13 protein-coding genes are annotated in these 12,624 nt (G+C 52.3%); 2 read left to right on the top strand and 11 right to left on the bottom strand.

Going from position 1 to position 12,624, the window contains the following annotated elements; genetic code table 11:
- Window positions 1-90 precede the first annotated feature (90 nt).
- Genes ACMHXH_RS14275 through ACMHXH_RS14285 form a run of 3 tightly spaced genes read right to left on the bottom strand, consistent with a single transcriptional unit; the run spans window position 91 to window position 2,218 of the window.
- Window positions 91-816, bottom strand: a complete 726-nt coding sequence (locus ACMHXH_RS14275) for an amino acid ABC transporter ATP-binding protein (protein WP_039035803.1) — start codon at window positions 814-816, stop codon at window positions 91-93.
- The gene (locus tag ACMHXH_RS14280) at window positions 809-1,486 is read right to left on the bottom strand and encodes an amino acid ABC transporter permease (protein WP_025011537.1); all 678 of its coding nucleotides are present in this window, start codon (window positions 1,484-1,486) and stop codon (window positions 809-811) included. Before ACMHXH_RS14280 ends, ACMHXH_RS14275 begins: the two co-directional genes overlap by 8 nt.
- A gap of 6 nt (window positions 1,487-1,492) precedes the next feature.
- Window positions 1,493-2,218 (bottom strand): basic amino acid ABC transporter substrate-binding protein, encoded by a 726-nt coding sequence (locus ACMHXH_RS14285; RefSeq protein ID WP_039035804.1) that lies wholly within the window; start codon window positions 2,216-2,218, stop codon window positions 1,493-1,495.
- 410 nt (window positions 2,219-2,628) lie between these two features.
- On the opposite strand from ACMHXH_RS14285, the gene ACMHXH_RS14290 reads away from it, so the two are divergent.
- A complete protein-coding gene (locus tag ACMHXH_RS14290) occupies window positions 2,629-3,195 on the top strand; it encodes a phosphoribosyltransferase (protein WP_039035805.1) in 567 nt (188 codons plus the stop codon).
- Between the two features lie 57 nt (window positions 3,196-3,252).
- Here ACMHXH_RS14290 and ACMHXH_RS14295 read toward each other — a convergent pair whose 3' ends face one another.
- From ACMHXH_RS14295 to ACMHXH_RS14330, 8 genes are all read right to left on the bottom strand, one after another.
- Window positions 3,253-4,542, bottom strand: coding sequence for a glycerophosphodiester phosphodiesterase family protein (locus ACMHXH_RS14295; protein ID WP_335912595.1), 1,290 nt, complete (start codon window positions 4,540-4,542; stop codon window positions 3,253-3,255).
- Window positions 4,543-4,710: 168 nt separating this feature from the next.
- Window positions 4,711-4,923: a hypothetical protein gene (locus ACMHXH_RS14300; protein WP_039035807.1), complete on the bottom strand. Its 213-nt coding sequence runs from the start codon at window positions 4,921-4,923 to the stop codon at window positions 4,711-4,713.
- A gap of 134 nt (window positions 4,924-5,057) precedes the next feature.
- Window positions 5,058-7,703: an aminopeptidase N gene (gene pepN / locus ACMHXH_RS14305; protein WP_413738204.1), complete on the bottom strand. Its 2,646-nt coding sequence runs from the start codon at window positions 7,701-7,703 to the stop codon at window positions 5,058-5,060.
- Between the two features lie 213 nt (window positions 7,704-7,916).
- Entirely contained in the window at window positions 7,917-8,510 is a 594-nt protein-coding gene (lpoB, locus tag ACMHXH_RS14310; RefSeq protein ID WP_177192617.1) for a penicillin-binding protein activator LpoB, read from the bottom strand.
- 22 nt (window positions 8,511-8,532) lie between these two features.
- The gene (locus ACMHXH_RS14315; protein WP_413738206.1) at window positions 8,533-9,888 is read right to left on the bottom strand and encodes a COG3014 family protein; all 1,356 of its coding nucleotides are present in this window, start codon (window positions 9,886-9,888) and stop codon (window positions 8,533-8,535) included.
- On the bottom strand, window positions 9,885-10,373 hold the full coding sequence (gene def / locus ACMHXH_RS14320) for a peptide deformylase (protein WP_234501549.1): 489 nt from the start codon (window positions 10,371-10,373) through the stop codon (window positions 9,885-9,887). The genes ACMHXH_RS14315 and def overlap by 4 nt, the downstream gene beginning before the upstream one ends.
- A 21-nt stretch (window positions 10,374-10,394) precedes the next feature.
- Entirely contained in the window at window positions 10,395-10,607 is a 213-nt protein-coding gene (locus ACMHXH_RS14325) for a SlyX family protein (protein ID WP_025011529.1), read from the bottom strand.
- A 3-nt stretch (window positions 10,608-10,610) separates the two neighbouring features.
- Complete coding sequence (locus ACMHXH_RS14330) at window positions 10,611-11,585, bottom strand: WD40 repeat domain-containing protein (RefSeq protein ID WP_039035811.1); 975 nt, start codon at window positions 11,583-11,585, stop codon at window positions 10,611-10,613.
- 204 nt (window positions 11,586-11,789) lie between these two features.
- Between ACMHXH_RS14330 and fkpA the strand changes: the two genes are divergently transcribed.
- Window positions 11,790-12,566, top strand: coding sequence for an FKBP-type peptidyl-prolyl cis-trans isomerase (gene fkpA / locus ACMHXH_RS14335; protein WP_039035812.1), 777 nt, complete (start codon window positions 11,790-11,792; stop codon window positions 12,564-12,566).
- Window positions 12,567-12,624: the final 58 nt, after the last annotated feature.

Genomic DNA, 12,624 nt, shown 5'->3' on the forward strand with positions numbered 1-12,624 from the left:
TCTCTATATTGGGCGTTTGGGAAAGCACCCAACATAGAGAGAAACGATGGCAGATTTATGGCACTTTTGTACTAAAAAGTTACCTTGTGATCAGCGCAGCACCTTGGCAAGGAAACCTTGAGTTCGGGGATTTTGCGGCGCGTTAAAAATCTGCTCCGGTGTGCCCGCTTCCTGGATCACTCCTTCATCCATGAAGATCACCCTGTCAGACACCTCGCGGGCAAACCCCATTTCGTGAGTGACTATCACCATGGTCATGCCGTCGCGAGCCAGAGATTGCATCACGTCCAGCACATCGCCGACCATTTCCGGATCCAGCGCCGAGGTGGGTTCGTCAAACAGCATCAGCTCCGGAGACATGGTCAGGGCTCTGGCAATGGCCACCCTCTGCTTCTGGCCGCCGGACAGGCTGGATGGATAGGCATCTTTCTTATCTGCCAGACCAACCTTAGCCAGCAATCCCAAAGCCTTGGCTTCGGCCTCGGCCAAACTCATCAATCCCAGCTTGACCGGTGCCAGCGTTAGGTTGGCCAATACCGTCTTGTGGGGAAACAGGTTGAAGTGCTGAAATACCATGCCCACTTTCTGCCTGAGCTTGTCGACACAGGCGCCAGGCGCCGTTATCGATTCACCGGCTATTCGTATTTCGCCTTCAGTCGGTTGCTCCAAAAGGTTGATACAACGCAGAAAAGTGCTCTTGCCACTACCACTTGGGCCTATGATGCTGACCACTTCTCCCTTGGCGATATGCTGATCTATGCCCTTGAGTACTTCCAGTTTGCCGTAGGACTTATGCAGGTTGGTTATCTCAATCACTTTGTTTCAGCCTCGCTTCAAACTTACCCAACAGCCAGGTGAAGCTGTAGGTCAATAACAAATAGATAAGGGCACAAGTCAGCAGCGGCACCACATCTTCGAAGGTTCGGCTGCGGATGATTTCACCGGCGCGCATCAGATCCACGCCACCGATAAAGCCGATGACGGCGGTTTCTTTCAAGAGCACGATAAATTCATTGCCGAGCGCCGGCAGAATATTCTTGATTGCCTGCGGTAACACGACTTCACGCATGGTCAGTGAATGGCTCATCCCTAAAGAGCGGGCGGCCTCGGCCTGGCCCTTGTCGACCGCCTGGATACCGGCGCGGATGATCTCACTGATGTAGGCGCCGCTGTTGAGGCCAAAGGCGATGATGGCGGCGGTCACCTTGTCGACATCCATGGCGGCCAACACAATAAAGTAGAGGATCACCAGTTGCACTACTACAGGAGTACCGCGGATCACCCCGACATACAGCTTGGCCGGCCAGCGCAGATACCAGCGCTCGGACATGCCCATCAAGGTGGTGAGCACCCCGAGAATGGCGCCGAGGATCATGGCGAAGAAGGTCACAGTCAAGGTGACCTTGAGGCCGTTTAGGATCAGCAAAATACCGATCATGCCGTCTTCCCCTATGGGGGTAAACAGCGAAGAGATTATTGCATCCATCTAAGACTACTTCTGATATTTTTCAAGGAGTTGTTGGTATTCGCCTGAGCTTTGTAGCCGTACCAGTGTGGCATTGATCTGGCTGAGCAGTTCGGGTTGATTTTTGGCGACAGCAATACCGTAAAACTCGGGGGAGAAATCGATATCCAACTGTTTGAGAGTGGGGTTCTTGGCCAGATAAGTGGCTGCCGGTTGGCTGTCGAACAGTACCAGGTCTACCTTGTGGTTTTTCAGCTCCATAAAGGCTTCAAAACCCGTATTGAAAGCGACGACTTCGGCCTTGAGTTCCTTGGCCATGATGTCGCCGGTAGAGCCCAACTGCACCGCAATCTTCTTGCCGGCAAGATCAGCCGGAGTGTTGAATACCTGGCTGTCCTGATTGACTATCACCACTTGGGTGGCTTCATAGTATGGCGTAGAGAAGTTGACACTCTTTTGCCGCTCATCCGTGATTGTCATACCAGAGGCGATAAAATCGATTTTGCCTGAGTTCAGCGCCACTATCAGAGAGTCGAACTTGAGGTTTTCTACCTTGAGGGTTTTACCTGCATCGGCGGCAATCGCCTTGGCAATGTCGATATCCAGCCCTTTTACCTCATCACCATTGGCGCCCCCCATGTATTCAAATGGTGGGAAAGCGGCATTGGTGCCGACGACCAGTACATCTTGATCTTTACCGCAGCCGGTCAACAGCAAGGCCGTGATAGTGGCCATAAGCAGGGATTTTTTCATCTTGGAGATACTCTTGAGGAACCGTATGACTGGCACTATAGCCAGTTCCCATATCTCAATCAATAACTAATCATAAAAAATGCTTAAGTATTCATTCGTGATTCGTTTGGTGTTAAAAAAACATTGTTAATTAGTTTGTTATTTATTAATTGAACATGCTTGAATGAATAAAGTAGAGATTGCTCAATTAGGGCTGAGCAACTAGAGAAGATTTTTTGTCGCCTGAGACACAAGAATGTGCATTTGGCACAGCACCGAGGAAAAATTTGTTATAAAATGCGCGCCCAAAATCCTCTGCCTGCCTACAATGGTGGAAGCCCACTCCGGATTTTGGAACAGGCCTCCAATTCAGTACCTGCCAAAGCAGACAGCGAAGCACACAAAATAGAACAAGATGGGGTCGTATACCTATGATAGAAAAACGCTTTATTACCGCTCAGGAATTGCTGGAGGATTCATTTCGTCTGGCTGCACAGGTCTATGACAGTGGTTTTCGGCCGCAGTTTATTGTTGGGATCTGGCGTGGCGGCGCTCCAATAGGGATCGCGGTACAGGAGTTTTTCGACTTCAAAAAGGTGGAAACCGACCATATAGCGGTGCGCACTTCATCCTATTACGGCATAGGTACAGACAAGCAGAGCAAGGAGATCAAGGTTCATGGTCTGCATTACATTGTTGAAAATGCCAATGCCGATGATGGTTTGTTGATTGTTGATGATGTCTTCGATTCCGGGCGCAGCGTTTTTGCTCTCAAGGAAAAGCTCAGTCAATCCATGCGTCTGAATATGCCCAAGGATATCCGTATCGCTTGTCCTTACTACAAGCCACAGAATACTGCGGTGCCACTGAAACCCGACTACTATATCCACGCCTCGGATGAATGGCTGGTATTCCCCCATGAAGTTTCCGGCCTGAGTGCACAAGAGCTGGCCGAAGGTAAGGGCGATCTCAAAAATATCAAAGAGCTGTTTCTCTGATAAAAAATCCAATACAAAGAGGGCGCCGATGGGCGCCCTCTTTGTTGTCAGCAATGGCTAGATATCCATGCAGTTGGCATAGTAAGTTACGGTCGCCGGCCAATCGGAGAAGACCCCCAGTACTCCTATTTCTTTGGCCAGTACATCCAGTAGTTGATAAACATCGCCATCGTTATTAATGTTGCCGCTGATGCTTTGGTAGTACCAACCACCGCCTTGTGCCAGGGGGCCGGATCGCTCCAGTGACCAAGTGATTATTTTAAGCCCGGCTTCCTTGGCCGCCAGAGCATAGGCCGAGGGAACTATTTTGCCGCTGTCATCCAGAACGACTAATACCCACAAGGGCGGCGCAATGATTTCGACTCCCAGCGCCTTGAGCCTTTGCATATCGGCCTGCCAATGGCCCATATCATTGGGGTTAAAGCTGCTGTCCGAGTCATACCTGCCATCCAGATAGACGGCCTGCCTGGCAAAATCGGTATTATTGGCCAACCAGTACTGCACATCTTCCAGATTAAATGACTGGGGATAGACGTCTTTTGCCGGCACCCCGGCGGCCTGATATTCGTCGATCATCTTCTGAGCATAGTCCTGTTGGCTGAAGCCATCGAAGGGCATGGGCACGCTGGCAGCCTTAAGTTCAGGCGTCATCTTGACCTTGGCTTCTTTAAACAGAGCTATGCTCTCGGCATGGGTCATCAATGTGCCGCAACTGGCGTAAAGATCCGTGCGCCAGGCAGGAGTGCCCTCCATAAATGCTTGCGCCGTGGTGGCCTTGGGATTAAAACCATCCATCTTGCCGCAAAGCTGTTTGAATTCGTCCAGAGTTATATCGCTGGTACAGCACTCGGCGCTGGCGTTAATACCATTGGCAGCATCGGCGGGAGAGAAAGGCTGACGGCATTTGGCTGCCAACTCAGGGATGCCGAGGATATTGGTGGTTGTGGCCAGATCGCATTGGGAGTGCCGACAAACCAGCTGTTTATCGGCGGTGAAGGTGACATCACATTCCACTATCCCGGCGCCGGCATCTATAGCCGCCAAATAGGCTTCTTTGGTGTGCTCTGGAAACTGCATGGAGGCGCCGCGGTGGCCTATGCTGAAGTCGGTGCGATAAAAGGGCGCCTTGCTGCATTGTGCCAGTTTATCTTTGAGCGGCCCTTCATCCATGTCATTTACCAGAAACAGGGGACGGGGGCCCAGGTTGGCGCCAACTTTCTCCTGCTGATCCTGAGCCGGAGTTGAAGTATTGGCGTTGTTGTCATTGCTGTTGCAGCCACCGAGCAACAGACCAAGCAGTACAGAGCCAAGTAATGCCGACGTTGTTTGGGAGTGAAAAACCTTCATTAAGCAGATCCTTTTGCTATTTCGCACAGGAGTTTACTCGCCTGACGAGCATGGTATTTCTTAAGCTAAGGATGCTAAATGACAGCCGGATAGTAAAATTATGACAACTAACTTAATTAATACAGTATCTTGTTCCGGATATACTGAAGAGGAACCATTGCGTTAGTCTTAGAGTCGATTGATCTTGTCCTTCAGATCGTAGCTCTTGTCTGTAACTATGGTTTCCAGGTTGGCAATCCGCTGCTTCAGTTCGTCCACTTCCCGTTGCAGTTTTTCTATCTCACGGCTTTGACCGTCTTGCTGCTTACTGTTGTAGTCCTTGATGAGTACCATGGCAAAAAAGCCTATGGCTATGACGGCTACCAGACTCATTAATCCCATAATGACTCCTTGGGTGTTAAGCATATTGAATATTTTGGCACATTATTCTCGCACATTACGGCACTATTGTGTGGCTCGGTTGGACCAATAATACGCCAAAGGCCTCATTGAGGCCCTTGAACTTGCTTTGCCAATTAAGGCTTAAGGGTTTCTTTTATCAACACGCAGTGCCGCTCCCTTTCTATTGCTTGCTTGAGATTGCGCTGGGTCTGGGCCGATAGCTCTGGGTTGGCCTGCAAGGCTTTTTCGAGCCGCAGCACTGAGGCGTGACTGCATTGACGCGGTAATAATGCCGGCGCGTAACTGCGCATAAATACCGGGTCTTTTTCGGCGTCCAGAGTGGCTAACTGATTCAAGCGCTGCTCTGCGGTGCTGGCCTGCAGTTGCCCTTGGCTGCTGGGATAGAGGTTTTCCATCGCCACCCTCAGCTTGGCAAACGGCAGCGCCGAATGGTTGATTTTTTCCAGCCAGCGGCGTTTACCGGCGGTGTCCGGACGCACTACTTCAGCGGCGATGGCCGCCTTTTGCCCTGAATCGCTGATATCAAGTTTGGCTTCTTGCTGCAGCAGAAGTTTGCTGGTGGGGTAATCGTAACGGTTCAACTGATAGATAAGCTGCCAGCGGGTATCTTGATCCAGCTCTATTCCCTTTATCTTACTGTAGCCCTGCAGCAGTGACAGCAGGTGATCCAGCGAGTCCCCGTCGCGGGCAAAGTCCACATAGGCATCGAACCAGCGCCGCTGCAGATCTTTATTATCCGCGTTTTGCATGGTCAGACGCAGGCTCATCTGCGCCAGCGCTCTGATGGCGCGCTCGGCATAGGCCGAGTGAATCGGAGCCATCGACTCGAGCAAGGCCTTGCTGTAGCGCATATTGCCGAGAATTTGCCCCAGCAGGGTGTAATCGCTCTCTTTGGGAGCATTGATAAGCACGGTTTCCAGATACTTGTTCAAAGGCAACTTACCGCTCTGGACACTGTCCCACAGGCTTTGCCAGAGCATGGCGCGCAGCAGGGGATCTTCTACCCTGGCCAGGTGATTGAAGGCGGTATCGAACGAGCGAGGGTCGAGCTCGACTTTGACATAGCCCCAGTCCTGATAGTTGGGATAAACCAAATCAGGACAGGATGCTCCTGTAAGTTGCGGCACCAAGGTTTTTTCACCTTGGTAGCTAACGGCCAGAGTTTGCAGCAGGTGCATCTCATGGCGGCCATTGCTCAGTAAGGCTAGCTGAACTTTTTGCTCTCTGAGAGTCGGGTAGGCGGGATCGCTTGTTGACTGCAACAGGGCAAATTCACTGATGCGGCCATCTTGGCACTGGAACTCGGCCTTGAGGCTGTTGACACCGGCGCTGTAGAGCCAATCCCGGGTCCACTGGCTCAGATCCCGCTTGGCGGCCTGGCCGAGACTGCTAATGAAGTCTTCCAGTGTGGCGTTTTGCCAGGAGTAGCGTTTGAGGTATTCACTGACGCCACGGCGGAAGGTTTGCTCCCCAAGCAGGTGACGCAGTTGAATCAGAACCGCGGCACCTTTCTGATAAGTGATGGCATCGATATTATCGAAGGCGTTGGCACTAGTGGCCACTGGCACTTCTATGGGGTGGGTGGTAACGCCTGAGTCCTGTTGATAGGCACTCTGTTTGCCCCTGGCGTAAAAACTGCGCCAGGTATTGTCAAACTCAGTGGCTTCGGCGCTCGCCAGCATGCCCATAAAGGAGGCGAAGCTTTCATTGAGCCACAGACCGTTCCACCATTTCATGGTCACCAGATCGCCAAACCACTGGTGCGCCATTTCATGCATGATCACAGACGCCAAGCGCTGGCGCTGATTGGCTGTCATCTCACCACTGCCAAGAAAACGCCCTTCGGCAAAGGTGACGGCAGCAGCATTTTCCATGGCACCATAGAGGAAGTCAGGCACCAGCAGTTGATCGTATTTTTTAAAGGGGTAGTCGATACCGAAATAGTCGTCAAAAAACTTAAGCCCGGCGCCTGTGTATCTGAACCAGTCGGCGGCATTGACCTGGGCCGCCACAGATTGGCGGGCAAACAGGCGCATGGGGTATTTGCCGCTGTTGTCTTGCCAGACGTGGTAAGGGCCGGCATGCATGGAAAAGTTGTAGGGGCTCAACTTGGGCGTTGCCGGAAACTGCCACAGCTGGCTGTTACCCTCCGGGGTCACACTCAATTCTTGGGTGGCGCTGATCACCTGCCAGTCTTTGGGGGCTCTGACGGTTAACTTGTAGCTGGCCTTGAGATCCGGTTGGTCGAATACGGCAAACATCTGCTGCGCGGCGGCGGGCTCAAAGTGAGAGTAGAGATAGACCTTGCCATCGACGGGATCCACAAAGCGATGCAGTCCTTCACCATTGGTGGAGTGCTGGCGTGTGAAGCTGACTTCTATTTCATTGTCGCCTTTGAGCAGCAACTTGGCACTGATCTCCAGGTAGGCGCCATTGTATTTGGGATAGAGCCTGTGGCCGTTGATCTTAAGGCTGGTGATCTGCGCCTTGCTCAAGTCCAGTGTCAGGGGCTGTTGGTTGTCGCTGAGACTGAAACGTACCAGGGTGCGGTTGGCAAATCGCTCGCTACCATCCAAGGTAAAGTCCAGTTCATAGCTGACATTGCTGACTCTGGCAGAGCGGGCCATCGCCTGTTGCTCGCTGATATAACTGCTGCCATCACGCACACCGGCAGAGGATTGAGTGCTGCTGCAGCCGCTGAGTGTCAGTAGTCCGGCAGCCAACAGGCTGAGACCAAACAACCGGGGAAGAGATTTCACAAACAGATTCCTTGCTTTTTATTGTTTTACCATTGGGTGTCGGTGTTTTCCCTCACAACAGGAATGAAAGGGGAGGAATACACTTAGGATTAATACCCTCTCAGGCTTGGTGCCCGCGGCATAAATTACGCTATTTGCCGCCAAAGAACAAAGGAGAAATGTTACAAAAAAGCCGCTGTGACAGCGGCTTTTGGGAAGGAGCGTTAGACTTGGTTAGAGCCCGAGGAAGGACTTGGACTTCACTTTGCGGATCTCTTTTTCATCGGACCATTCGATTAAGCCGGTTTCCAGATCCATCAGGCGCATAGTCATCTTGTAGTAGACATCACGGGTGCTGCCATTTTGTTTAACTATGCTGGAAAGGTTGCCGTAGAGCATGTATTGAGCGCCTATCTGACGACCGAACTTGATGGCGGTGGATGGGTCAACCATGCCGGCGTTGTTCTGGTAGTCCAGTTGCTTGCGCACTGAATCCACCTTGGTCATATCGATAAAACGGAACTTGCCTGAGCGCAGCAGCTTGTTGCTGATGGAGTCGGTCACTGACTCAGTATCTATATGCTCAGAGGTCTTGTTCTTGATCTTGTCGACAAAGATGATAGGTCTGTCGTTGGCTGTCATGGCCACCACAGGCGGGAAAGTCAGCATGCTGTCGACCATTTTGGCGGCAATGGCTTGCAGATCTGTCGAACCGAAGTTTTCATTCACTGTCTCTACCTCAGTGGCATCACCGTATTCCACTTTGGATTGACAGGCTGCCATGCCCATAGCCATTGCCAGTATCAGTATCAGCTTCAAGTGTTTCATAGTCAGTTCCATTTCAAGGTTATCAAATCAATTTTGTATAAAAACGTGTGACATTGCCAGTGTCTATTGCCCAGACCAGAGTGGTCTTGCCACTCTGAACCTGAATTTCCGTGCCCTGATTATCCAGGGTCAGTTGATAGCTGCCGGCATCGACAAACTGCCTTGCTATCTGTGCTTGGCGCGGTAACGTGAGCCAACTGCGGCGATCGGCCTGCTCTGTAACCACGTTGAATATCTGCATGGCGATCACCCCAAGATCCGAGCCGTCTTTGCGCTCTGCCTTGCGGGCCATTTCCGACTTGGCATAGACTCTGGCGGCCTGGCGCACCAGCAGATAGGGCAGTTCCTCCTTGAGCGCCGTGATGGCTAAGGCATCTATATTGGCTATCGGGGCTGCAGTCATAGGTTTTGACAAGCCGCGGATATGGGCACTGTTGACCGGTACTCTGGAGGGCATATAGGTGGGCAGAGAGACAGTTTGCCAATTGCCGTGAATGGTGAAGGGAACCGTTAGGCTCTCTTTGGCGGGCACAAAGCCGCGCTCCAACAGCAAGATGACCTGGCCTTGTCCCTTGGCAGGCGAGGGCGCTTCTCCCCAACGGCGTTTGAACTCATCATACTGAGGCATGGCAAGCTCTTTGGCCAAGCGCACCAGATCCTGCTGCAGATAAGGGTTGTCCGGCATAATCTGCGCCGCCTTGCGATAGTCGATAAAGGCATCGTTGCGCTCACCAAGGATTTCGTGCAGTACCCCTGTGGTGTAGTAACTGTAGGCGTTCAAAAACGAGCTGGTGACATTGCCGGCGGCCTTGCCCAGTTTATCCATTTCGGCGCTGATGGTGCCGTTGGCCATCTGTTGCACCGCACTGCTGGATTTCTCATACCTTTGCTGCTCCAGCGATTGCAGTTCATTGCTGCGACGCACCTCCACCAACGCGCCTTCGGCATCGCCGGCAAACAGATAATTGAGAGCCTGATACTGGTGCAGCATGATGCGCTCATACCCGGGACCGCGATAGGGAATAATATTGTCGTTCAGCAGCAGGCTGCCGCCTTGGGAACCCAGTCCGGATAAACTGAGCTTGGCCTTATCGTCAAAGGCTTGGTAGGCAGCTATGGCGTTTTGGTAATAGTCTTTGCTGGCGGCGAAATTGCCGCTTATCTGGGCGGCGCGCCCCGCTTCCTGGGCATAGAGCAGGCCATCGCGGCCGTTTATGCCATTTGCCAGTTCTTTGGCTGCATTGCCCGGCTTTGATGAGTTGAGCTCGGCGCGAACGCCTGCCAACTGGGATGGATAGTTGACTAATACACTGTTGAAGGCGCAGCCAGTGAGGCTCAATGACAACAGCAGTGGCAGCAGTAACTTGCCTGACTTCAAGAGCCGGCTCCTTGGTTTTGGATCTCCAGTCGTTCTCTCAAGGTGAGCCCTTCCAGATGATCATATTCATGCTGAAAAATGCGCGCGATAAAGCCCTGTAACCATTCCTGCTGCCACTCGCCACTGAGATCCTGATAACGTACCTCTATGCTTTCATGGCGCAGAATCTGTACTCTTTCGCCGGGCAGAGACAGGCAACCCTCTTCCCCGGCCAGCATCTTGCTTGAGCGTTTGAGTATCTGTGGGTTGATCACCACCTGGGGCGCCATCAAAGGCGCATCCGGATATCTGTCGTTGGGGTGGGGGGCCATAATAAACAAGCGGATACCTTGGCCTACCTGAGGCGCAGCTATGCCAACGCCCTGTGCCAGTTTCATGGTCTCGAGCATTTTCTCGGTCAGGGCTGCCAAAGGTTCATCGAATCGCTGAACCGGCTGGGCAGTCTGCCCCAGAATACGTTCTCCGTGGGTTGCTATGGCTAACATCCTTATCCCCCTTTATTCGACTCAGTAGTGAGGCGGCGGCGTTTCTTCCGATTGAGACGCTATATTGCTTGGCTCTACCGCCTTGAGTTTACTGATTAACAACTGGATCTGAAACTGCTGTTCAGCTACGACTTTATTGAGTTCGAAAATCTCCTGACTCAATTCTTCCAGTGTGGCTTCCTGAAATGACAGCTTGGTTTCGAGTTCTTCGATCCTGTCCGGGATTGCTTGCATTACTTACCTCTGTGTTGGCGCCGACCAGCGTTCCAGCAAGCTGGCACTACTGATACTTTGAAGTTGGCCGTTGTCGGATTCAGACACTGAGTATACTACGGCGCTTTGGGGCAAAGGCTTTTTTGGCAGTGAAACTTGCCAGTCGGCGACTCTTTTCCCCGAATCGACCTGCCACAGACTCAATTCTCTGGCTGGTGTGCCGGTTAACAAGGCCTGCTCCTGTTGGATAAAGCGCGCCGCCGAAAAGTTCATTTGCCGCCGTACTATCGCCAGCGAGCTGACCAGTTTCCCTGAGTCATTGTGCCAAATGTCGGCATTGCCGGTACTGTCGGACACTAAGCTGAGGTTACCGCTGCGGCTGAGGGCAACCTTCAGTACCCTGGAGTCCATCTGCCAGCGCCTCAGTACCTGAGCATCCTGGGTGCGCCATAGCAGGGCGGTAGCGTCATTGGCCCCGGTCAATGCCAGGCGGCCATCGGCAGAGAGGGCAACGCTGTTGACCTTTTCGCTGTGGCCAAGAAATTTCACCAGCACACCTGTGGTCGGGGTCAGCGACATTACCGCGCCATCGGCCAACCCCACCAGCAACTGGCCGTTGTCGGCCACGGCCACAGCCTGGGCTACTGCCGGCAGTGACCACCAACCCGCCGCCCGGCCGTCGGCGATTTTCCACAGTGCAACTGAATCGCGGCTTAACGTCACCGCATATTCTCCATTTACCGAAATATCAGTGGCGATCACATCGTTGGCTGCACTGCCTTGAGCCCACTGATACTTGACAGCGCCTTGTTTGAGATCCCAAAGCCTGATCCCCTCTTTGCTGCTTATCAAAGCGTAGCGGCCATCGGCAGAGAGGCTGGCGCTGTAGCTGGGATCGGCCGCCAAGGATTGGCTGCTATCCGGGCCTGGATGGCAGGCACCAAGGCCCAGCAGAGTAAAACTGAGCGTGCAAATAAGTAGCAATCTGTTTATTGCCATGAACTTATACCGCCTCGACTTGTCATTTTGAGTAAGGGTAAAACGCTGTCACTTCCATACAAGGGGCTCGGCTTGTTGACCGCTTTCCCTTGTTAACCAGTATGGATAATCTGCTTTGTATCTCAAAGTTAACTGGTATAAAGTGAGTCGTCTTACACATTTTGGGTTAATTGTAACCATTTGAAGATCCTGAGGATGCCTTTAATGAAACCGATTTACAAAATTTCACTGGTCGCGCTGGCTCTATTCGGCCTTTCCGCTTGTAACCAAGAACAAAAAACAGCGAGTGCCGACAAGGTGGAACTGAGCTCTGTCGAGCAGAAAGAAGCCTATAGCGTGGGCGCCTCTATCGGCCGCTATATGGCCGGTCATATCAAAGAACAGGAAGAGCTGGGTTTCTCAGTCGATCGTGCTTTGATTGTGACAGGTTTTCAACAGGGTCTGAAAGACGAGCTGCAACTGACAGAAGATGAGATGCAGAAAGTGCTTGAAGGTCTGGATCAAAAGCTGAATGAAAAACGTATGGCCAAGGTTCAGGAAATGGCGGCCAAGTCGATGCAGGAAAGCAAAGCCTATCTGGAACAGAACAAGGCCAAAGAAGGTGTGATCACCACTGAATCCGGTCTGCAATATGAAGTATTGACTCCAGGCGAGGGTGAGAAGCCGGCCGCCGAAGACGTAGTGACAGTTCACTACCGTGGTACTCTGATCGACGGCACTGAGTTTGACAGCTCCTACTCCCGCGGTGAACCGGCAGAATTTGCCCTGAACCGGGTGATCCCGGGCTGGACCGAAGGTGTACAGTTGATGCCGGTCGGCGCCAAGTATCGTTTCGTAATCCCATCTGAGCTGGCCTATGGCGAGCGTGACATGGGCACTATTCCAGCCAACTCAACACTCATCTTTGAAGTCGAGTTGCTCAAGGTCAAGAAGGCCGATGCCCCTGTAGAACCGACCGAAGCCGAGGCTTCTGCCAAGTAATCCCTTCTTTTACGGAAAGTGGATACCCGATATTGAAAAGGACGCCGCCGGCGTCCTT

The organism is Shewanella sp. BJSY2023SW001, assembly GCF_047314685.1.
Taxonomy (GTDB): Bacteria; Pseudomonadota; Gammaproteobacteria; order Enterobacterales; family Shewanellaceae; genus Shewanella; species Shewanella indica.

Excerpts from the sequence above, each read along its gene's own strand:
- ACMHXH_RS14280 (WP_025011537.1), bottom strand. The coding sequence starts at position 1,486 with ATGGATGCAATAATCTCTTCGCTGTTTACCCCCATAGGGGAAGACGGC.
- ACMHXH_RS14285 (WP_039035804.1), bottom strand. The coding sequence starts at position 2,218 with ATGAAAAAATCCCTGCTTATGGCCACTATCACGGCCTTGCTGTTGACC.
- ACMHXH_RS14290 (WP_039035805.1), top strand. The coding sequence starts at position 2,629 with ATGATAGAAAAACGCTTTATTACCGCTCAGGAATTGCTGGAGGATTCA.
- ACMHXH_RS14295 (WP_335912595.1), bottom strand. The coding sequence starts at position 4,542 with ATGAAGGTTTTTCACTCCCAAACAACGTCGGCATTACTTGGCTCTGTA.
- ACMHXH_RS14300 (WP_039035807.1), bottom strand. The coding sequence starts at position 4,923 with ATGGGATTAATGAGTCTGGTAGCCGTCATAGCCATAGGCTTTTTTGCC.
- lpoB (WP_177192617.1), bottom strand. The coding sequence starts at position 8,510 with ATGAAACACTTGAAGCTGATACTGATACTGGCAATGGCTATGGGCATG.
- def (WP_234501549.1), bottom strand. The coding sequence starts at position 10,373 with ATGTTAGCCATAGCAACCCACGGAGAACGTATTCTGGGGCAGACTGCC.
- ACMHXH_RS14325 (WP_025011529.1), bottom strand. The coding sequence starts at position 10,607 with ATGCAAGCAATCCCGGACAGGATCGAAGAACTCGAAACCAAGCTGTCA.
- ACMHXH_RS14330 (WP_039035811.1), bottom strand. The coding sequence starts at position 11,585 with ATGGCAATAAACAGATTGCTACTTATTTGCACGCTCAGTTTTACTCTG.
- fkpA (WP_039035812.1), top strand. The coding sequence starts at position 11,790 with ATGAAACCGATTTACAAAATTTCACTGGTCGCGCTGGCTCTATTCGGC.